We start from the raw sequence: 21,281 nt of genomic DNA on the forward strand, positions 1-21,281 counted from the left end.
TTTACCACTGATCGGAGGCTGCCATGCCTGCTCCTGTTCTCTCAGGCCCGCAATACCTGCGCGAAGGCTTGAAGCTGATCCTCAGCCCCGGCTTGCGCCTGTTCGTCCTGCTTCCGCTGGGCATCAATTTGTTACTGTTTATCGGCCTGATCTATCTGGCCATGCATCAGTTCGGCATGTGGGTAGATGCGTTCATGCCAGAGCTGCCCAGCTGGCTGAGCTTCCTCGATTACATCCTGTGGCCATTGTTCGTCACGTTAGTGGTGCTGATGGTGTTCTTCACCTTCACCATGATCGCCAACATAATCGCCGCGCCGTTCAATGGCTTCCTGGCGGAAAAAGTCGAAGTCGTGCTGCGCGGCACCGACGACTTCCCCGCCTTCAGCTGGGGCGAACTGGTTGCGATGGTGCCGCGCACCTTTGGCCGGGAAATGCGCAAGCTGGGCTACTTCCTCCCACGCGCCATCGGGCTGTTCATTTTGTCGTTCATTCCGGTCGTCAACCTGGTCGCCGCGCCGCTGTGGCTATTGTTCGGCGTGTGGATGATGGCCATCCAGTACATCGACTACCCGGCGGATAACCACAAACTGGGCTGGAACGAAATGCTCGCCTGGCTGCGTTCCAAACGCTGGCAGAGCCTGAGCTTCGGCGGGATTGTGTATCTGGTGCTGCTGATTCCTGTGGTCAACCTCCTGATGATGCCCGCCGCCGTTGCCGGTGCGACATTGTTTTGGGTTCGGGAGCGTGGAGCTGAGGCGTTATTGACGCAGAAGGCGTAATTGAACAAGGCCCTGAGAAGGGCCTTTTTAATCAATGCCACTAATTACCGAAATATAAATAAAAGATAAGTCCTACAAGTAAAACTCTCACATCTTACTTAATCGACGATAACGGCATTAATAGCGTGCGGCAAACATTTGCCAGCACGGGCAATAAGTTGCCCCTCGGTATCTCCACACTTGTTTGCAGAGTGTTTTCGCATGACTTACAAAAGGTATCGCTTCACCCTTGAAAATATTAGCCGGACATCGATAAATTTTTCTTCACATCGTATTGGCATCGTTGTTGCTATCTCTCATTTCAAACAACAATGAAGAGACCATGCTCATGAACGTCAACATCCAGCCCGATCACGCAACTGTGATTGCGAAATCAGCACCTGTCGCTCGCGGACAATCACCGGTAACGGAATCAATGCCTTTCTCGCAGATACTAAAGGAGGCAACGAGAACGGCGACCCCGATAAAGCCAGAACCCGCAAGCTTGTCCCGATTGATCAAACCCCGCTCGCCGCTGGAATTGAAGAGTCTCAACTCGACAAACGTCATCCATAAACCTCAACCCGCAGCACTGGAGCGAACAGCTGAATCGCGCCTTCTACCGTTTGCCTTGAGTAATCATTAAGCAAACTATGATGCGATGCACATCGGCAAGCTATGTGAGAGAACACGATGAATATCTATTCAAATATCCAGGTAGGTTCTGTAGGCGACTCGGCTGCTACCTCAAGGCGCGATACCGCTGCCAAAATGACCGGGAACAGCGGTTTGCAATTCAATCAAGTCCTTAAAGAAGCTACATCCGCAACACAGCAGCGCCGAAGCCCGGCAGGCGCAGTTACGAATTTAGAAATGAGAAACCGCATGCTGGAAATTGCACGATCTAACCCATCCGACGCTTCGGAATTAGCATTTGGCTTCGCCCATAATTCTTTAAACATGGAGCTTCTGGATGTGTCCGACAGGCCTAACATAAGATACTCCGCAACTGGAGAACTCGTCAGCTCTGAAACCTCGAGATATTTTGCGGAGATTAGATCCGCCATGCAAAAGGAACGGGCTGGTCTTTATCAGTCCGAACTGGAAAAGGGTACGCCCCCTTCAGAGATACTGGAAAAAATTTTCGACTTCAATGACACGATGCCGACCAGGTTTCTGGAAATGGCTGGATGGTGAAGTCTGATCACGCTCACACACCCGGTGCGTGAGCGTGAGTCAACATTACCAACTAACAGTGATCCGTCCTATTTGGGCGGCCGCCGGCGCTGGTCCATCTGGCGACAATTGCAACTCGTAGTAAAATGGCCCACTGGCAAGTTGATTATTGAACACACGAGAGGAACCGAGACGGACTCTTGATACGTCTATACATCGAGTTGGCGTTTGACACAAATTAACCCTCAACCCCCTCGGCCAACCTTGCACATTCCAATTCCAGCTCACACTTTTAATAATCTGCCCCTCCCTTGGAGCGCCCAGCGCGGGAAGTTGGGCGGTATAAACATAACCTTTTGAATGTAGCACAGGCAATCTGACCTCAGAGGCATAGCTACCCGCCGATGCATTCTGAGAGCCAAATACAACAGCAAGAGCGACTGCTGCAGACATGAGAGTGCCGTTCAACTGTTTAAAGTTTTTCATTGTTTTGTTCCTGAGTAATGGGAAGCGATTCAAAGCCCGACCAATGTCGAGACAGTGAATTCGCAAACTATCGCTAGCCGTGTGCTAATCGATAGTTCGACGTTACTCAGGACGCAATCAGCGTCAACACTACAAAGTTATATAAAACCACTTACAGAAACGTCCTACTCTCGCATCGGAACAAAGGCTTAGAGCCTTGTAGTCCTTCGAAATATCGCACTAACGATCACATCGGTTTTAAGCCTGCTAACCGCTATCCCAAGCGATCAAAACCCACCGTCACAAATCCATCATCCCGCCGCCACATAACCGAAATCATCGCGGCCGACACTGGCTCTATGAGCACATCCATGCGTATCACCTTCATCACCGAAACCTTCGCTCCCGAGATCAATGGCGTTGCCAATACCCTGGCGCGGTTGTGTGACGGGTTGCGTGTGTTGGGCCACCGAATCGAGTTGGTGCGGCCCCGGCAGAGCCAGGATGAGGGGCCCGCGGCGGAAGATGTGGTGCTGACACGCGGCTGGCCGATTCCGGGTTATCCGGGCCTGCAATGGGGGCATTCGTCGATGCACAAATTGCTGCGACGCTGGCAGCGGCAGCGGCCGGACGTGTTGTACATCGCCACCGAGGGTCCGCTGGGATTATCAGCGCTCAGGGCTGCGCGGCGATTGGGGATTGCCGTGGTCAGTGGTTTTCACACCAACTTTGCGCAATACACCCATCAATACGGCCTGGGTTGCATCGCCCGCCTGCTCACCCATTATCTGCGTTGGTTTCACAACCGCTCCCGGGTGACGCTGGTGCCGAGTATCAGTCAGAAAATGGAGCTTGAGCGACGCGGCTTCGAGCGTATCGAATTGTTGTCCAGAGGCGTCGACAGCCAGCTGTTTCATCCCTCGCGACGCTCCCAGGCCCTGCGCGAACGCTGGGGGCTGCAAGCCGGTGACACGGCGATATTGCATGTGGGCAGGCTGGCGCCGGAAAAAAACCTGAGGCTGCTCAAGTCAACCTTCGAAGCGCTGAAAACCCGATACCCGCGACGGCATTTGAAGTTGATTGTGGTGGGCGACGGGCCTGAGCGCGCAATGCTGGAAGAGCAACTGCCCGAGGCGGTTTTTTGCGGCACGCAGCGTGGCGAAGAGCTGGCGACCCATTACGCGTCGGCGGATGTATTTCTCTTTCCCAGCATGACCGAGACATTTGGCAATGTGGTGCTGGAAGCGCTGGCGTCGGGCCTCGGCGTCGTGGCATACGACGAAGCGGCAGCCGGCCAGCACATTCGTCACGGCCATAACGGCGCGCTGGCCATGCCGGGCGATGAAGAAGCGTTCATTGATGCCGCCTGCTGGCTGCTCGATGACAGCGAAACCCTGCGCCGGGTTCGCCTCAACGCCCGTCAACATGCCAGTCGTCAGGGTTGGGGCGCGATCATCGATCTGTTCGAGCGCCAACTTCGCAACGCCTGCGCAGCGTCCGAGTTACAAGCAGTCCCGCACGTGCAGCGCTGACGCTCCCCGCGCCAATCCGGCCGCGCGGGGAGTATCACCTGTTGACTCAGACCAGCGTGGTCAGCGCTTCGCGGCTGAACGGCAAGATGTCCTGCTCGCGGCCGTCACGCACCTTCACGGCCCAGTCAGGGTCAACCAACAAGGCGCGGCCCACTGCCACCAGATCAAATTCATCGTCACCCAATCGCTGCAAGAGGTTCTCCAGACTTGCCGGCTGCGCGATCTTGTCGGTGTTGACCATGAATTGCAGGAACTCGCCATCCAGCCCGACACTGCCAACGGTGATCGTCGGTTTGCCGGTGAGTTTGCGGGTCCAGCCGGCAAGATTGAGGTCAGAGCCGTCAAACTCGGGCTCCCAGAAACGCCGTGTTGAACAGTGGAAAATATCCACGCCCGCGTCGGAAAGTGGCTTGAGGAATTCTGCCAAGCCTTCCGGCGTCTGCACCAGGCGCGCGCTGTAATCCTGCTGCTTCCACTGGGAAAAACGGAAGATGATTGGATAGTCATTTCCTACAGCCGCACGGACTGCTTCGATCAGCTCGACGGCGAAACGCGAGCGATTGGCCAGGCTGCCACCGTACTCATCGGTGCGCTGATTGGTCCCTTCCCAAAAGAACTGATCCACCAGATAACCATGAGCGCCGTGGATCTCCACGCCATCCATGCCAATGGCCTGCGCATCCTTGGCGGCCTGGGCGAACGCGCCAATTACCTCGTCGATATCCTGTTTGCTCATGCCGTGGACCACGACATTGCCATCCTTGAGTTTTTCCATCGGACCGTACGCCGGAACGCTGCCATCCGGTTCAGAGCCCAAGCGGCGAACTGCGCCCACATGCCAGAGTTGCGGAACGATCTTGCCGCCTTCGGCATGTACCGCTTCGACCACTTTTTTCCAGCCGGCCAAGGGTGCCTCACCGAAAAACTGCGGCACATTCGGATAACCGTTGGACGCCTTGTGGTTGATGGTCGTGCCTTCGGTAATGATCAAGCCAACCCCTGCCGCAGCGCGACGGCGGTAGTATTCGATCACCTTGGAATTGGGCACATGACCCGGGGAAAAGGAGCGCGTCATCGGCGCCATGACGACCCGCGACGTCAAACTCAAGCTGCCTAACTGAAAGGGTTTGAACAGGGCTTTTACCGGCATGCAAATGTCCTCGGACGAATGAATGGTCTCCAGACGTCGCGTGATTCGGACTGTCGGTGGAAACGTAGGCGCCCAGCATAGAGCGGTCTACAAAAGACAGCCCACTACTATTGATCTGAGTGATTTTGCAACAGAAGGGTCAGGACAGACCCTTGGAGGAATGAGGCGGCCGGATAGACGAAGCAGTCACCCGGCGAAGCGCTTGAATCAGGCCAGGGCCTTTTCAATCGCAGTGATGACTGCGGCATCATCCGGTGCGGTGCGTGGCGAGAAACGTGCAAGCACGCGGCCATCCTTGCCCACCAGGAATTTTTCGAAGTTCCAGGTGATGTCGCCAGGAAACTCCGCGCCTTCACCCGCCAACAGGCGATACAGCGAGTGACGATGCTGGCCATTGACTTCAAGCTTGTCGGCCAAGGGGAACGTCACGCCATAATTAAGGCTGCAGAATTCCTGAATCTCCTGCTGGGTGCCCGGTTCCTGGCCTGCAAACTGGTTGCAGGGCAAGCCCAGCACACTGAAGCCTTTATCCTTGTACTGCTGATAGAGGTTCTCGAGCGCCGCATATTGAGGCGTCAAACCGCATTTGGAAGCCACATTGACGACCAGAACCACTTGCCCCTTGAACGGCGAGAGCGGCAGTTCCTGACCATCCAGAGCTTTCAGTTTCAAGTCGTGAAAAGCACTCATGACAACTTCCTTATGGCAGCGGACTAAAAAGGCGCCTCACCAGGCGGCACAGAACATAATGTTCTCGCTGAACCTGCCGAAGCGCCTTGCCAGCTTTGTGAGCTTAGCAGCACAAATCAGTGGTGATGGCCGCCTTCGCCATGCACGTGACCATGAGCAACTTCTTCCTGACTGGCGTCACGGATATCAACAATTTTCACGTCGAAGTGCAGACGCTGACCCGCCAACGGATGGTTGCCGTCAACGGTGACATCGTCGCCATCCAGGTCGCGAATGGTCACGATCTGCATGCTGCCGTCCGGGCCGGATGCGTGGAACTGCATGCCGACTTCAAGTTCGTCGACACCTTCGAACATGCTGCGGCTCAGGGTGCTGACCAGTTCTGCGGAGTATTCGCCGTAGGCGTCTTCCGGTTCGATGGAAACTTTCAGTTCGTCACCGACGTTTTTGCCATCCAGAGCCTTTTCCAGGCCCGGAATGATATTACCTGCACCTTGCAGGTAGACCAGCGACGCGCCACCGGCGGAGCTGTCGATGACCTCACCAGCGTCGTTGGTCAGGGTATAGTCGATGGAGACAGCCTTATTGGCGGCGATCGGCATGAGGGCAAGACCTTTGCTTAAGATTGAAGAACGAGCAAGTTTAACCAAGCAATCGCTCGAAAGCGAACGCAACTCTGACGGACGGCCCATATTGGAAAACCCGACGGTGATTGGCTTTCGACAGGACGAGCAAGGCCATTGGATCGCCGTGCTGTCCTGCGGCCACACTCAGCACCTGCGACACCAGCCGCCATGGCAATCCCGCGCCTGGGTTCTGGATCCGGCGCAGCGCGCACAAAAAATAGGCCAAAGCTTTCGCTGTGGCTGGTGTGCGCAGAGGCCGGATGACGATAATCTTACGCCCCGTTGAGACGCTGCAATTCGACAGCGCCCTGCTTTTCCGGTCGACCGGCTGATATTCGCCACGACCCTTGTACTGCTCAAGCGAGAACCCTGAATGCAGACTTTCTTTATTGCCCCCACAGACTTTGGTGTGGGTTTGACATCCATCAGCCTTGGACTGGTGCGCACCCTTGAGCGTGCCGGGCTGAAAGTCGGCTTTTTCAAACCGATTGCGCAACCGCATCCCGGCGACCTGGGCCCGGAACGCTCCACCGAACTGGTGGCGCGCACCCACGGCTTGAAGCCGCCACGCCCGCTGGCCCTGGGCCATGTGGAACGCATGCTCGGCGATGGCCAGCTCGATGAGCTGCTGGAAGAAATCATCGCTCTGTACCAACAGGCGGCTGTTGGCAAGGATGTGTTGATCGTCGAAGGCATGGTGCCAACCCGTCACGCCAGCTACGCGGCGCGGGTCAACCTGCACCTGGCGAAAAGCCTGGACGCCGAAGTGATCCTGGTGTCCACACCGGAAAACGAAGCGCTCAAGGAGCTGTCGGGCCGGGTCGAATTGCAGGCGCAGCTGTTTGGCGGTCCCAAGGACCCCAAGGTGCTTGGCGTGATCCTCAACAAGGTCCAGACCGATGAAACCATGGAGGCGTTCGCTGCCCGCCTGAAAGAACATTCGCCATTGCTGCGCAGCGGTGATTTCCGCCTGCTGGGCTGCATCCCGTATCAAGCCGAACTCAACGCGCCGCGCACTCGCGACGTGGCCGAGCTGCTGGGCGCGCAGGTGATCAACGCGGGCGACTATGAACAGCGGCGCATGTCGAAAATCATCATCTGCGCGCGCACCGTGCTCAACACAGTGCAGCTGCTCAAACCGGGTGTGCTGGTGGTAACGCCGGGTGATCGCGACGACATCATTCTCGCTGTCAGCCTCGCAGCCATGAACGGCGTGCCGCTGGCCGGCCTGTTGCTGACCAGCGACACCGTGCCCGACCCACGCATTCTGGAATTGTGTCGCGGCGCATTGCAGGCGGGCCTGCCGGTGTTGTCAGTGAGCACAGGTTCGTACGAAACGGCCACGCTGCTCAACCAGCTCAACAAGGAAATCCCCATCGATGACCGCGAGCGCGCCGAGATCATTACCGATTTTGTCGCCAGCCACCTCGACGCCAACTGGTTGCACCAGCGTTGCGGCACGCCGCGCGAGCTGCGTCTGTCGCCAGCGGTGTTTCGCTATCAGCTGATCCAGCGGGCGCAATCTGCCAACAAGCGCATTGTGCTGCCCGAAGGCAGCGAACCATTGACCATCCAGGCGGCGGCAATCTGCCAGGCGCGTGGCATCGCCCGTTGCGTGCTGCTCGCCAAACCCGAAGAAGTGCACGCCGTGGCCAAGGCGCAAGGCATCGAACTGCCGCCCGGGCTGGAAATTCTCGACCCGGATGTGATTCGCGAGCGCTACATCGCGCCCATGGTCGATCTGCGCAAAAGCAAAAGCCTGAATGCGCCAATGGCCGAACAGCAGCTGGAAGACACGGTGGTGATCGGCACCATGATGCTGGCGCTGGATGAAGTCGACGGACTGGTTTCCGGCGTCATTCATTCCACCGCCAACACCATTCGCCCGGCCTTGCAGCTGATCAAGACCGCGCCGGGTTGTACGCTGGTGTCGTCGGTGTTCTTCATGCTCTTCCCTGAGCAGGTCCTGATGTACGGCGACTGCATCATGAACCCGCACCCGACCGCCAGCGAACTGGCGGAAATCGCCTTGCAGAGCGCCGATTCCGCCCTGGCGTTCGGCATTACGCCCCGGGTGGCGATGATCAGCTACTCAAGCGGCAATTCGGCCAGCGGTGAGGAAGTGGAAAAGGTACGCGAAGCGACGCAACTGGCTCATGAAGCAAAACGCGACCTGCTGATCGACGGACCGCTGCAATACGATGCCGCTGCCAACGAAAATGTGGCCCGGCAACTGGCGCCGGACAGCTCGGTGGCTGGCCGGGCGACCGTGTTCGTATTTCCAGACCTCAATACTGGCAACACCACCTACAAGGCCGTGCAGCGCAGCGCCGATTGCGTCAGCCTCGGGCCGATGCTGCAAGGTTTGCGCAAGCCGGTGAATGATTTACCCCGTGGCGCGCAGGTCGACGACATTGTCTACACCATCGCCCTGACCGCCATTCAGGCTGACACCCTTTCCTGACACAGACATTCACCACACTGCACATGCCGTCGGCGCAACCCGGCGGCATTCGAATACCTTTCTGGAGCCTGATCCGTCATGGATTTTTTGCCTGCACCCTTGCGTGGCGTCATCGCCTCGCTGCTTTTGGCGCTGAACACTATCGTCCTGTGCACGACGTTGTTCGTGGTCGCGCTCTTCAAGTTCTGCCTGCCCTTCCCGGCCGCCCAGCGCGTAACGGACTGGCTGATGAGCCACATCCACGAAGCCTGGATCGGCAACAACAGCCGCTGGATGACGTTGCTGGGCCATACCCGCTGGCACCTGAGCGGCCTCGAAGGCCTGGATTATCAACATTCTTATCTGGTGACCAGCAACCATCAGAGCTGGGTCGACATCATGGTTCTGCAGCATGTGCTGAACCGCCGCATCCGCCCGCTGAAATTCTTCCTCAAGCAGGAGCTGATCTGGGTGCCGGTGATTGGCCTGGCCTGGTGGGCGTTGGGCTTTCCGTTCATGAAGCGGTATTCCAAAGCGTATCTGGCGAAACACCCGGAAAAGAAAGGCAAGGATCTGGCAACGACCCGGCGCACCTGTGCCAAATTCCGTAACAACCCGGTTGGCATCTTCAACTTCGCCGAAGGCACGCGATTTACCGAAGGCAAGCACGCGGCCCAGAGCTCACCATTTCGCCATTTGCTCAAACCCAAGGCCGGCGGCATCGCCTTCGTGCTCGATGCCATGGGCGAACAGCTGGAATCTATCATCAACGTGACCATCCACTATCCGGGCGGGCGTCCGGGCTATTGGGATCTGTTGTGTGGCAACGTCAGGGAAGTGGTCGCGCACTTCGAAGAGATCAAGATCCCGGCGCATTTCATTGGCAAGAACTACGACCAGGACGGTGAATACCGCCTTGAATTCCAGCAGTGGATCAACAAGCTGTGGGAAGACAAGGACGCGTTGCTGGACCGCATGCACAGCGAGTATCCGCCGGCTCGCTGAGCCGCTGAAAACACAACCCATGTAGTCGGCCAGCACAGAGGATTCGTAGGACCGGCTTTAGCCGGGAGGGCGGCAGGTCTGACGACGCAACTGCTCCGAATGTACCGGCCTCCTCCCGGCTAAAGCCGGTCCTACCACCAGGACGGCGAGTACCGCCTGGAATTCCAGCAGTGGATCAACAAGCTGTGGGAAGACAAGGACGCGTTGCTGGACCGCATGTATAGCGAATATCCGCCTGCTCGCTGAGCCGCTGAAAACACAACCCATGTAGTCGGCCAGCACAGAGGATTCGTAGGACCGGCTTTAGCCGGGAGGGCGGCAGGTCTGACGACGCAACTGCTCCGAATGTACCGGCCTCCTCCCGGCTAAAGCCGGTCCTACCACCAGGACGGCGAGTACCGCCTGGAATTCCAGCAGTGGATCAACAAGCTGTGGGAAGACAAGGACGCGTTGCTGGACCGCATGCACCGCGAGTATCCGCCTGCTCGCTGAGCCGCTGAAGACGTCCCCCCTGTAGTCGGCCAGCACAGAGGATTCGTAGGACCGGCTTTAGCCGGGAGGGCGGCAGGTCTGACGACGCAACTGCTCCGAATGTACCGGCCTCCTCCCGGCTAAAGCCGGTCCTACCACCAGGACGGCGAGTACCGCCTGGAATTCCAGCAGTGGATCAACAAGCTGTGGGAAGACAAGGACGCGTTGCTGGACCGCATGCACCGCGAGTATCCGCCTGCTCGCTGAGCCGCTGAAGACGTCCCCCCTGTAGTCGGCCAGCACAGAGGATTCGTAGGACCGGCTTTAGCCGGGAGGGCGGCAGGTCTGACGACGCAACTGCTCCGAATGTACCGGCCTCCTCCCGGCTGAAGCCGGTCCTGCGGGGTCTCACTACACTTTACTGCTGAGGCTGATCATATTGCTGACCCGGAATCGGCTTGAGATTGACCTCTACCCGACGGTTCTGCGCGCGGCCGTTGACGTCGGCGTTGCTGGCAATCGGTTGATCGGGACCGGCGCCGCGTACGGTCAAGTGGCTGGCGTCCACGCCCTGTGACGTCAGGTACGTGCTGACGCTCTGCGCACGCTGCAACGAAAGGTCCATGTTGTGCTGGCGGCTCCCGGTGCTGTCGGTGTAGCCGATGATCTCGATAATGTTCTGGTTGTACTGCTTCAACGAGCCCGCCAGATTGTTCAGCGGCGAATAGAAGCTGCTGGCGATGGCGGCCGAATCGGTAGCGAAGGTGATATTGCCTGGCATGATCAGCTTGATCTGATCGCCCTGACGCTGAACCTCGACGCCCGTGTTAGCCATACTCGCGCGCAACGCCGCTTCCTGCTTGTCGGCGTAATAACCGTAACCAGCCGCACCGACGCCCGCAACCGCCGCACCGATCAAGGCACCTTTGCCACGGTTGTTGTGATCGATTGCCGCACCGGCAACAGCACCCACCAAGGCACCGATGCCGCCATATTTCGCGGTTTTGCTCATGCCGCCAGAGCTTTCTGCCTGGCCCTGGTTGTCATACGGATTCTGCGATGCACAGCCGGACAGCATGGCCACGGCAGTAGCGACAATAATCAAACGACGCGAGGTAAACATGGAAAAGCTCCTGATTCTATGAACGTCAAGGCTGGCGCCTAATGCGCAAATTAGAGCACGTCATCCGATAATAATTCCTTAACGATCCCTGAATGGTCTTACGCGCGGACGAAGGGATTCTCACGCATCTCGTCACCCAGACGCGTCTGCGGACCATGGCCGGTGATAACCGTCGCGTCTTCATCCAGGGTGTAGAGCCGTTGCTGGATGGAACGCACGATGGTCGCCTGATCACCGCCCCACAAGTCCGTGCGACCAATTCCACGACGAAACAAGGTATCGCCGGCAATCAGCAACTGGGCGTCAGCAAACCAGAAACTCATCGAACCCGGCGTATGCCCCGGTGTGTGCAAGGCAACCCCACAACCGCAAGCCAGCTCTTCCTCATCTTCCAGCCAGCGATCCGGCGACGGCACTGGCGTATAGGGCACGCGAAACATCTGGCACTGCATTTCCAGGTTGTCCCACAGAAACTGATCCTCTTTATGCAGATGCAGCGTCGCGCCGGTTTTCTCCTTCAACTGCCCGGACGCCAGGAAGTGATCCAGATGCGCATGGGTGTGAATGATGCTGACCAGCTTCAAACCCAACGCCTCAAGGCGAGCAATGATCATTTCATGGTTGCCGCCCGGATCGACCACGATGGCCTGCCTGGTGATCGGGTCACCAATGATCGTGCAGTTGCACTGCAACGGGCCAACAGGGAAGGTTTCGCGGATGAGCGCGGGTTTTGCGGGGTTCATGGGGGTTCCTGGAAAACAATGGCCAAAGTTGAATGCGATTCGGTGAAGCAAGGCGATCAGTCGTAAAACGGCTCCACGAGTTCGCGGCTGCCGACGAAGAAGCTGTCCGCCACCAGACGCAACGGTTGCAGGTCCATATCGCTGGTTTTGGTGCGAATCAGGGTTTCGAAGTGCCGATAAACCGCCGGGTATTCTCCTTCTTCACTGACCTGACAGGCAACGCCATCAATGCTCAGATTAGCGCCGCCGTTATCCAGGCGCAGCGTACCTTCCTTGCAGCGCACTTCGATGCTCCACAATTCATCATGGCCGTGATCGAAATCGAACTCGGCGCGAACATCCAGCTGACTGGAATCCGATAACCGCAGGGACGCCGCAATGGGCGACTGGCAATTGCTCGGCACGCGAAGCTCGGCGGACTGCACGAACAACGCCAAGGGCAGCAAGTGGGTGGCGATAGACAGCGCGTTGATGCCCGGATCAAAGACTCCCAGCCCACCCGGCTGCCAAATCCACGCCTGACCTGGATGCCATTTGCGCACGTCTTCCTTCCAGTCGATGTGCACCGACTCCAGGGTTCGGCTCGCCAGCCAGTCCCGTGCAATCTCGACTCCAGGGGCAAACCGGGAATGCCACGCAAACAAACCGCTGATCCCTTGGGCTCCAGCCTGATCAATCAAGGCCATGGCTTCACCAAGCGTCGCGCATGGCGGTTTCTCCACCAATACGTGCTTACCGGCAGCAATGGCTTCGCTCACCAGCGCAAAGCGGCCTTGAGGCGGCGTGCAGAAGACAATCGCGTCCACTTCCGGGCCGTTGGCCAGCATTTCGCCAAGCGAGCTGAAGTTCTCCGCGCCCGGGCATGGCTGCCCGAGGCTGGCTACTGCCAATAGCCGAAACGCAGGATTGGCGAGTATCGCCGGTACGTGCTGATCCTGGGCTATCTTGCCGTAGCCGACTAAACCGAGACGAATCGGCTGCATGGTGGGTTCCTTTTTGTGCTTGTTGGATGCAGCAAACTAGACGTAAATCAATGCGCAGACAACAGGTTCGCCGCACGCTGCAGCCAATGTGCAGCTGCGCGGCCAGGAAAAAACTCTGTCGCCACAAGTAACGTGCGTTAACGAACAATAATGAACATTTGTCAGTAAGCGCTGGCCGACAAACAACTGCGTGATAAGAGACCGAATATCTAATCATTAGGAGGCTAATAAATATATTTGCCAAGCGCTTCTCACGCCAAAAGTAATTTCTTTATAACTCGTTGAAATAGTTCTATATTTTTAAAACTATCCAGGTATTTAAAGTCATTGGTCGTACTGGTTATTTTTAGAAATATTTTTATATACTGGCGTAACGCAATCAGTACCTCAAGGCGGCAGTCATGCTGAAAAAAATCCTTGTTACCGATCTTGAACTGGGCATGCATATCCACGAATTCTGTCGCACACCGGGCAGCGAGGTGCCGTGGGTTAATCAGATCGAAGTGCCGCTCGATGACATAGAAGCCCTGCACAGAATTCAACAATCAACTGTCAGGGAAGTCTGGATCGACACCCACCTGGGCAAATCAGCCTCCGGTCAATGCCCACCTCGACCTGCTGCACCACTTGATGACACCTCACCTGCCAGCCTGGAAAAGGAACTGGCCCGCGCCAGACTGATCTGCGGTCGGGCGAAGTTGGCCGTGATGACGATATTTACCGAGGCCAAGATGGGCAGAGCGATGAACGTCGCGGATGTCGATGTGCTGGTCGAAGAGATATCCAACTCAATACTGCGCCATCCTCATGCATTGATCAGTCTGTCGCGTCTGAAGACCTCAGACGAATACACCTATATGCATTCGGTGGCGGTCTGCGCCTTGATGGTTGCCCTTGCGCGGCGCATGGGCCTGACCGATGAGCAGGTGCGTGACGCGGGCGTCGCGGGCCTGATGCACGACGTAGGCAAAATGATGATCGACCCGGAAATCCTCAACAAACCCGACCGGCTCACCCCTGAAGAATTCGCGGTCATGAAGCATCACCCGGAAGCCGGCTTGAAAATCCTCGAGGACAATCAGCAGGTCAACGCCATGGTCCTGGACGTCTGCGTTCACCATCACGAAAAAATCGACGGCAGCGGCTACCCCCATGGACTGGCCGGCGATGAGATCAGCGTATATGCCAGGATGGGTGCGATCTGCGACGTCTATGACGCAGTCACCTCGGAACGGCCCTACAAAAAGGCTTGGGGCGCGGCGCAGTCGATTCGGGAGATGGCTACCTGGAAAGGTCATTTCGACGAAAAAGTATTTCAGGTCTTCGTCAAGACGCTGGGCATTTACCCGGTCGGGGCGCTGGTCAGGCTGGCAAGCGGACGCTTGGGCATCGTCGTCGAACAGAATGAAAAATCCCTGTTATTGCCCAAGGTCAAAGTGTTCATGTCGACCCACACCAAACGCCCCATCGAACACCGCCTGGTCAATCTTGCCAATCCGCAAGACCACGACACAATTCTGAAAGTCGAGTGCCCGGAAGATTGGGGGATTACCGATATTGAAGCGCTGTGGTGCGGTACGAAATCCGGGGCGTTGACGCCATGATGAAACTGGAAACTCCTTTTGGCGAGCTGTAGGACCGGCTTTAGCCGGGAGGGCAATTCAACACACCAACCCCTCACCCCAACAAACCCAACTCCTTCGCCCGCGCCACCGCCTGAGTGCGACGTTCAACGCCGAGTTTGCTGTTGATGTGGCTGGCGTGGGTCTTGACCGTATGCAGGGAAATGAACAGCTGATCGCTGATTTCCTGATTCGAACAGCCCTGGGCGATGAGCTGAAGCACGCTGAGCTCCCGGACGCTCAAGGTATCGGTTGTATGCACCGCTTCGACGGGTTCACGCGCGCGAATCTCGATGGGCAGTTTGCTTAATAGCGTATCGCGCAGCGGGCAAGGCTCGGCTTGCAGCAGCTGCTCGCGCAACCAGCACGGATGGCGCTGGATCAACTCGTGGAATGGCAGCAAAGCGCCCCCGGAAGCAGCGTGCAGGCAGCGAGTGAACAACAGCCGTGCGCGGCCTTCGTCCGCAGTGCCCAGCAGCAGAAGGATTTGCTGAATCAATGTCGTCAGCGTCAGCAGCTGACCATCGACCTGTTGCGCGTAGCTTTCCAGGCTCTGCAAGCGCTGGGCGCACGCCACGACATCGCCTTGAATCCGTTCCAGCGCGGCGCGTTGCAGCTCGACTTGCTGCGGCAATTGCGGATGACACTCCGGCGCTGCGGCAGGCGCGTCGCCGCTGTAGGTCTGAGTCAGGCGCAAGAGCCAGGCTTCGGCCAGATCGACACGCCCTTGCGCCAGCCACAATTCACATTTGACCAAGGTGATCATTGCCAGGTAATACACGGGCGGCACGTCCCAGATATGCATCAGCCGCTCGGCTTCACCCAGTTCGGCAAATGCTTCGGCAAAGCGGCCTTCGCGGCCTTCCAGCCCGGCAATTACACAGTGGCCGATCAACACGCTGATGTCGCGACAGGCACGGGCTTCGGCCAGACCGGCAAGCAATTGCGCCCGGCCGTCTTCGGCCTGCATGCGCAGGGTCAACAGGTAGCCTTCATAAAGCGTCAATCGCGCACGGATCGCATACAACCGTTGCGACGACAGCCCCTTGAGCCGATGCATGCCCTGGTGGACTTCATCAAGTGATCGATTGATTTCGCCGCGTGCTTGCAGCACTCGCGCACGATCGTAATGCGCGAGCGCTTCGAACAGAGGATTGGCAACGCGTTGGGCCAACTCCAGCGCATCTCGGTTCAGCGCACGGGCTCGCCACAGATCGCCATCGACAATGGCCAGGCCGGACAACGTCGACAGGCACAATAACCGCTGACCGTAACGTTTCTGCGGCAGGCTCAGCAGGGCCTCGGAGCAATACAGCTGGGCCCGGGCGCTGTCGCCTCGCCCCCTGGCAATAATGCCGCTGAGCGCCAGCCATTGGGCAAGCATGGAGTTTTGCGCCGTGGACGACGGCGCGGGCAAAAAGCGACTCAGGTTGCTGGCCAACTCTTCGGCGGCATCCAGCTGACACGCCAGACCCAATGCCCAGGCGTACAGGACAATCAGCCGCGGCGTACTGATCAGCAAGCTATCTGGCAGGTCCATTTTCCAGCGCAACAGCATGCCGACGTTCTGTTCGGCCAGCAGTTGCTCTTCGGACAGGTTCTGCACCAGATTGGCGGCGACGTCCAGATGACCCGCGCGCAACGCCTGCTCGACCGCTTCGTCGAGCAACCCCTGATCGCTGAACCAGCGGCATGCATTCAGGTGCAGCCGGGTTTGCCGCAGCTCGGCATCGGGCCGGGCCCGCAGCAGATCGGAAAACAAATGGTGATAGCGAAACCAGCGACCATGCTCGTCCAGCGGCACGAGAAATACTTGGTGTGATTGCAGGAAACGCAGCATTTGCGCGCTGTCGTGACTGTCACGCGCGGCATTGCACAACTCACTGCAGAAACGTTCCAGGCACGCGGTTTCGTACAGAAACGCTTGAACGTCAGCAGGCAGGCAATCGATAACTTCTTCAAGCAAGTAATCGCGGATCAACCCTTCGCCACCGTGCAGCGCCTGAGGCAGCGCGTTGTCACCACCCGCTTCAGACGCGGCCAGCAACCAGAAGCGCAGCCCGGCGACCCAGCCTTCACTGCGCAGGATCAGGCTTTGCAACGCCTCGCTGTCCAACGAACTGCTGTGCTGATCGAGCAGCGCCCGCGACTCACAATGGGTCAGGCGCAAGTCTTGTTCAGTGAGTTCGAGTAATTGTCGCGAAAGGCGCAAGCGCGCCAGATGCCAGTCCGGGCGTTGGCGGCTGGTGACCATGATGATCAGGCCGGCGGGCAAATGATTGAGGAAAAATTGCAGGCAACGATCCAGTACCGGCCCTTGCGCCAGATGGTAATCATCGAGGACCAACAACAGCGGCTTGCTCAGCAATAGATGCATGGCGAGCTCATCGAGCAGTCCGTCCAGCCATTCTTCAAAGGCAAACGGTTGATGACGCTGACGCATCTTCAACAAACCGAGCGCCTGGGCACCCAGCTGGGGGAAAAACTGCTGCAATCCGGCCAGCAAACGTTCGAGAAACCGTCCCGGATCACTGTCGCGCTGACTCAAGCCAATCCAGACGCTCTGCCATTGAGGCGGAAGATTCTCGCAGAACTCCACCGCCAGCGAACTCTTGCCGAAGCCGGCCGGCGCGCTGACGAGCAGCAGTCGCCCGGACAAGCCAGCCGCCAGCCGCTCGCACAAGCGAGGACGGGATATGTATCCGTCTGGTAACGGAGGTCGAAAAAATCGCCCTTCCAGCGCGGGTACCGCGCTGTCTGCGAATCCTTGCATACGGGACAGATCAGTCATGGCCGGCTCTTGTTGTTGAAGCGCTATTAGCGGCTAAGCAGATAGTCCCGAGACTAGCGGTTAAGTAGCGCCTTTTGAAGGCGGTTGCCGAAAAGACTGTAACAAAATTCCTACAATCATCATTGCGAATACCCGGACATAGAAAAGCCCCGGTTAAGGGGCTTTAAGGTCTATCCAATATCAATGTGATCCGTAGGACCGGCTTTCACGCCTGATCAAACCAGATCAACGCACCCCTTCCTGACGCAGCGCATTCGGGGTGAACTCGCTGGTGGTGGCAGTGAAGCCGAAGTCGTAAGCGCTTTTCTCTTCGTTCTTCATGCCCAGTGCCAGATAACGGCCCGATTGCAGGTCATACAGGGTTTCCAGGGCGTACCACGGCACTTGCTTGTCGTAGTAGTTCTCGGCGTGAGCTTCCGCCACGCGCCACAGTTGACCGCGACCGTCGTAGTGATCGATCACCGCTGCCTGCCAGGTGTCCTCGTCGATGAAGAAATCACGCTTGGCGTAGATATGGCGCTGGCCTTCCTTCAAGGTTGCCGTCACATGCCAGACACGACGCAGCTCGTAGCGAGCCAGGTCCTGATTGATGTGACCGGCCTTGATGATGTCGGCGTACTTGAGCTTTGGATCGTCCAGCTTGTGGCTGTTGGAGGCGATGTACAGTTCCTGCTTGCCGATCAATTTCCAGTCATAGCGATCCGGCGCACCGTTGTACATGTCGAGGTTGTCAGAGGTGCGCAGGCCATCGGCCGCAGTACCCGGGCCGTCATAGGACACTTGCGGCGCGCGGCGCACACGGCGTTGACCGGCGTTATACACCCACGCCGAACGCGGTTCCTTTACCTGATCAAGGGTTTCGTGAACCAGCAACACGCCACCGGCCAGACGTGCCGGTGCGGTCACTTCCTGCTTGAAGTAGAACAGGATATTTCCAGGGTTTTTCGGATCGAAGTCTTTCATCTTGTCGCGAAACACAAACTGATCGCGGAAGTACACCAGACTGAACGAGCCGTTGGGCTGCGGAGTGGCCTGAGTGACCAGACGCGTCACGCTGCCGCCGCGATAGCGTGTGATGTGGTTCCAGATCACTTCGACGCCAGTGGCAGGAATCGGAAACGGCACTGCGGTCTCGAAGTTTTCCAGACCGTTGCCGCCGCCCACCGATTTGGTGTTGGTGGCGTTTCTCTTGATGGCGGCTAAAACGTCATCCGGCACGGTCGCGCCGCGATGGGACGGATAGACCGGCATCTTGAAGGTTTCCGGGTAGCGCTTGAACATCGCGTACTGCCCCGGAGCAAGCTTGTCCTTATACTGCTCGACGTTGGCCGCAGTAATCGTGAACTGCGGCTTCTCATTGGCATACGGGTTGGCAAGGAAACCCTTGCTGTCCACTGCCCCCGCATTTTTCGGCATCGGGCTCCAGGCGGGAATCGTATTGGCGGCATTGCCGGCTTTTTCCGCGCCCATTGGCGTCAGCGTGGTTCCAAGCTTCGCGGCTTCCGACTCAGACACTGCGGCCATGACACCGGTTGCCAGCAATGACAGGCTCAAGACACCGATTTGCAATAGACCTGTTGTTATTTTCATTTTCATAATCGTCCTGAAAACCGTGTTCTTAGAAATTCATGCCGAAGCTGAGCGCAACAAAATCGCGGTCATCCACAGTCGTGTACTTGCCATCGAAGAAGTTGGTGTACGAGAGGTTCGCGGTGTAGGTGTTCTGGTATTCGGCATCCAGACCGAGGCTGACAGCCTTGCGACCTTCCTCGAAGTTGCCGCCTGGGCCTGGTGAGTAACCTTCGACGTCATGGGACCAGGCAACGCTCGGACGCAGGTTCACGCCAGCGAACACGCTGTTGTAATCCCAGATGGCCCGGGCGCGATAACCCCAGGAGTTGGCAGTGGTAAAACCGTCGTCTTCGCAGTAGCGGCTGAGGTTGTTCTGCGCAGCGCCAGTCAGGGTGCCGGCGTTGAGCGTGGTGCATTGACCGCCAGCCAGCGGGCCCGGACCGTAGCTTGGGTCGCGGCCATAACGAACTTTCGAGGTGTTTTCCAGACCACCAACGTGGGTCCAGCCAACTTCACCGACCACGGTCAGACGTTCCGCGCCCATCACCTGATCGAAGAACTGGGTGAAGGTGGTTTGCATCTGGGTGATTTCTTTACGGCGATAACCCGGCTGATCGGTGTTCGGGCGACCCGTCAATACCGATACGTTCGGGTTGAGCGGCGACAGGCCCGAATACAGGATGTCAGTGGTGTTGACCTGGACCGGAGCATTCGGGCGGTAGCTGATTTCACCGCTCCAGGCTGTACCTGTAGGCAAGGTGGTGGAGAAGCTCAGGCCGTACAGATGAATGTCTTCCGGGTATTCGACGTAGTAGCTGGAGTTGCCCGCAACCACCACCGGCAGCAGCGTCGGCGCCAACGCGGCCGCTGTCTGGGCCGGAATTCCGTTACGTACCAATGAACCCACCAGACCTGCCGCGCTGTAAGCGCTGGCCGGACCGCCCTTGCCGCTGAAAATCGGCGCACGGCTGTGGTAATTCATGAAATACGCGCCGAACTCGGTGTCCAGCGGTTCGAAGTTGTAGTGCACCGCCAGGCCGAACTGGCCGCTGTCACGGGCGTCACGGTCCGGGCCGCGACGAACGATGGCGCCCTCGTCAGGACTGCCGAAACGCACACCTTGCTGGTTCAGCGAGTTGAACACAGCGCCACGGGCGGCAGCGGGCAGACCCGCAGAGGTCAGTGAGCTGTTCAGGCTGTTGCGGCTGCGCAAGACGGCCAGGTTGTTGTCGCAGCCGTCGGAAATCACGTCCGGCTGGGAGAAGAATGTGCCGCAGTTGTCGGTAACGGTCTGGTCCCATTCCAGCTGGTAGAAGCCTTCAGCCGAGAGGTTTTCGGTGATGCTTTGCGACAGGTAGAACATGTTGACCGGAATCAAGCCTTCCTTGATTTCCGCGCCGGGGCGGCGGAATGCCGAAACATCGACCGGGTTGATGCTATTGATGCCGTTCTGGATGAAGGTACTTTCACCCCAGCTGACCACTTGCTTGCCCAGACGTACCGAACCTGGCTCATCGCCAATGCTGTAGTTGTGGTAAACGAACGCATCGAGAATCTGGCCGCCGGAGGATTTGGCGCCCTCTTTGCGGTTGGAGTCGCTGATGTCCTTGAACTCACGCCCTTCGTCCTTGAGCTCGAAGTCATACCAGTACTTGCCACGCACGAACACGCCGGTGTCGCCGTATTTCAGTTCCAGATCATGGATGCCCTTGAAGATCTTCGAAAACGTCTCCCCACGTTTGAAGTTCAAGTGGCCGTCATCGGACGTTTGCGACAGGCCGTGCCCGCCATTATTGGCACCGATGAGGTTCTTGTTGGCCTTTTCAGTCGACCAACTGGCGCCCACAGAGAGCGACGAGTCGAACTTGCCTTCGATTTCGCCGATGTTGAAACTGACGCCGAATGCAGGACCGGCGAGCGTAGAAGCGAGGCTGACGGCCAAAGGCAATTTCGCCCGGCGCCAGAACTGGTTTGCTGATGTCATCGACGCTACTCCATGTGCTTTTATTTTTTTTTGGCAGTGGGTACTGCTAAAAACGACCGGGCTTCTCGTCGAAACTCCGATTTTGACACTAATCGGGTAACCCAGAGGGTTACGACACGACATTGCATCTTTTTGCGCTCTTACCCA

At 57.7% G+C, this 21,281-nt stretch carries 17 protein-coding genes and 1 pseudogene; 8 read left to right on the plus strand and 10 right to left on the minus strand.

Annotation, left to right across the window (positions count from 1 at the left end; all coding sequences use genetic code 11):
• Positions 1-23: 23 nt before the first annotated feature.
• Both cysZ and CFII64_RS30410 read left to right on the plus strand, forming a co-directional pair.
• Complete coding sequence (gene cysZ, locus CFII64_RS28880; protein WP_020294439.1) at positions 24-779, plus strand: sulfate transporter CysZ; 756 nt, start codon at positions 24-26, stop codon at positions 777-779.
• Between the two features lie 672 nt (positions 780-1,451).
• Entirely contained in the window at positions 1,452-1,955 is a 504-nt protein-coding gene (locus tag CFII64_RS30410) for a hypothetical protein (RefSeq protein ID WP_256208208.1), read from the plus strand.
• Positions 1,956-2,000: 45 nt separating this feature from the next.
• Here CFII64_RS30410 and CFII64_RS29635 read toward each other — a convergent pair whose 3' ends face one another.
• Positions 2,001-2,420: a flagellar protein FlhE gene (locus CFII64_RS29635; protein WP_371106480.1), complete on the minus strand. Its 420-nt coding sequence runs from the start codon at positions 2,418-2,420 to the stop codon at positions 2,001-2,003.
• 350 nt (positions 2,421-2,770) lie between these two features.
• Here CFII64_RS29635 and CFII64_RS28895 point away from each other — a divergent pair, with 350 nt between their 5' ends.
• Positions 2,771-3,931, plus strand: coding sequence for a glycosyltransferase family 1 protein (locus tag CFII64_RS28895; RefSeq protein WP_020294444.1), 1,161 nt, complete (start codon positions 2,771-2,773; stop codon positions 3,929-3,931).
• Between the two features lie 46 nt (positions 3,932-3,977).
• Here CFII64_RS28895 and CFII64_RS28900 read toward each other — a convergent pair whose 3' ends face one another.
• The 3 genes from CFII64_RS28900 to CFII64_RS28910 form a co-directional block, all read right to left on the minus strand.
• A complete protein-coding gene (locus CFII64_RS28900) occupies positions 3,978-5,087 on the minus strand; it encodes an NADH:flavin oxidoreductase (RefSeq protein ID WP_177325470.1) in 1,110 nt (369 codons plus the stop codon).
• Positions 5,088-5,288: 201 nt separating this feature from the next.
• Positions 5,289-5,771: a glutathione peroxidase gene (locus tag CFII64_RS28905; RefSeq protein ID WP_020294446.1), complete on the minus strand. Its 483-nt coding sequence runs from the start codon at positions 5,769-5,771 to the stop codon at positions 5,289-5,291.
• Positions 5,772-5,887: 116 nt separating this feature from the next.
• On the minus strand, positions 5,888-6,373 hold the full coding sequence (locus CFII64_RS28910; RefSeq protein WP_020294447.1) for a peptidylprolyl isomerase: 486 nt from the start codon (positions 6,371-6,373) through the stop codon (positions 5,888-5,890).
• A 13-nt stretch (positions 6,374-6,386) separates the two neighbouring features.
• On the opposite strand from CFII64_RS28910, the gene CFII64_RS29975 reads away from it, so the two are divergent.
• The 4 genes and pseudogenes from CFII64_RS29975 to CFII64_RS30420 form a co-directional block, all read left to right on the plus strand.
• Complete coding sequence (locus CFII64_RS29975; protein ID WP_177325471.1) at positions 6,387-6,683, plus strand: DUF3565 domain-containing protein; 297 nt, start codon at positions 6,387-6,389, stop codon at positions 6,681-6,683.
• Positions 6,684-6,770: 87 nt separating this feature from the next.
• Positions 6,771-8,861, plus strand: coding sequence for a phosphate acetyltransferase (gene pta / locus CFII64_RS28915; protein WP_020294449.1), 2,091 nt, complete (start codon positions 6,771-6,773; stop codon positions 8,859-8,861).
• Positions 8,862-8,939: 78 nt separating this feature from the next.
• On the plus strand, positions 8,940-9,845 hold the full coding sequence (locus tag CFII64_RS28920) for an acyltransferase (RefSeq protein WP_020294450.1): 906 nt from the start codon (positions 8,940-8,942) through the stop codon (positions 9,843-9,845).
• A gap of 372 nt (positions 9,846-10,217) precedes the next feature.
• Positions 10,218-10,337, plus strand: a pseudogene (locus CFII64_RS30420) (acyltransferase); the annotation flags it as partial.
• 397 nt (positions 10,338-10,734) lie between these two features.
• On the opposite strand, the gene CFII64_RS28925 reads toward CFII64_RS30420, so the two are convergent.
• From CFII64_RS28925 to CFII64_RS28935, 3 genes are all read right to left on the minus strand, one after another.
• On the minus strand, positions 10,735-11,439 hold the full coding sequence (locus CFII64_RS28925; protein ID WP_020294451.1) for an OmpA family lipoprotein: 705 nt from the start codon (positions 11,437-11,439) through the stop codon (positions 10,735-10,737).
• A gap of 98 nt (positions 11,440-11,537) precedes the next feature.
• Positions 11,538-12,182, minus strand: a complete 645-nt coding sequence (locus CFII64_RS28930; RefSeq protein WP_020294452.1) for an MBL fold metallo-hydrolase — start codon at positions 12,180-12,182, stop codon at positions 11,538-11,540.
• 56 nt (positions 12,183-12,238) lie between these two features.
• Positions 12,239-13,165: a Gfo/Idh/MocA family protein gene (locus CFII64_RS28935; protein ID WP_020294453.1), complete on the minus strand. Its 927-nt coding sequence runs from the start codon at positions 13,163-13,165 to the stop codon at positions 12,239-12,241.
• 401 nt (positions 13,166-13,566) lie between these two features.
• Between CFII64_RS28935 and CFII64_RS28940 the strand changes: the two genes are divergently transcribed.
• Entirely contained in the window at positions 13,567-14,769 is a 1,203-nt protein-coding gene (locus CFII64_RS28940; RefSeq protein WP_020294454.1) for an HD-GYP domain-containing protein, read from the plus strand.
• A gap of 73 nt (positions 14,770-14,842) precedes the next feature.
• Here the strand turns inward: CFII64_RS28940 and CFII64_RS28945 are convergent, their stop codons facing one another.
• From CFII64_RS28945 to CFII64_RS28955, 3 genes are all read right to left on the minus strand, one after another.
• Positions 14,843-17,578 carry a LuxR C-terminal-related transcriptional regulator gene (locus CFII64_RS28945; protein ID WP_044901811.1) on the minus strand — a complete coding sequence of 912 codons (2,736 nt, stop codon included), beginning with the start codon at positions 17,576-17,578 and terminating at the stop codon, positions 14,843-14,845.
• Between the two features lie 225 nt (positions 17,579-17,803).
• The gene (locus CFII64_RS28950; RefSeq protein WP_020294456.1) at positions 17,804-19,168 is read right to left on the minus strand and encodes a DUF1329 domain-containing protein; all 1,365 of its coding nucleotides are present in this window, start codon (positions 19,166-19,168) and stop codon (positions 17,804-17,806) included.
• Positions 19,169-19,196: 28 nt separating this feature from the next.
• Positions 19,197-21,134 carry a DUF1302 domain-containing protein gene (locus tag CFII64_RS28955; RefSeq protein ID WP_020294457.1) on the minus strand — a complete coding sequence of 646 codons (1,938 nt, stop codon included), beginning with the start codon at positions 21,132-21,134 and terminating at the stop codon, positions 19,197-19,199.
• Between the last annotated feature and the right edge of the window lie 147 nt (positions 21,135-21,281).

The organism is Pseudomonas sp. CFII64 (assembly GCF_000416235.1).
Taxonomy (GTDB): domain Bacteria; phylum Pseudomonadota; class Gammaproteobacteria; order Pseudomonadales; family Pseudomonadaceae; genus Aquipseudomonas.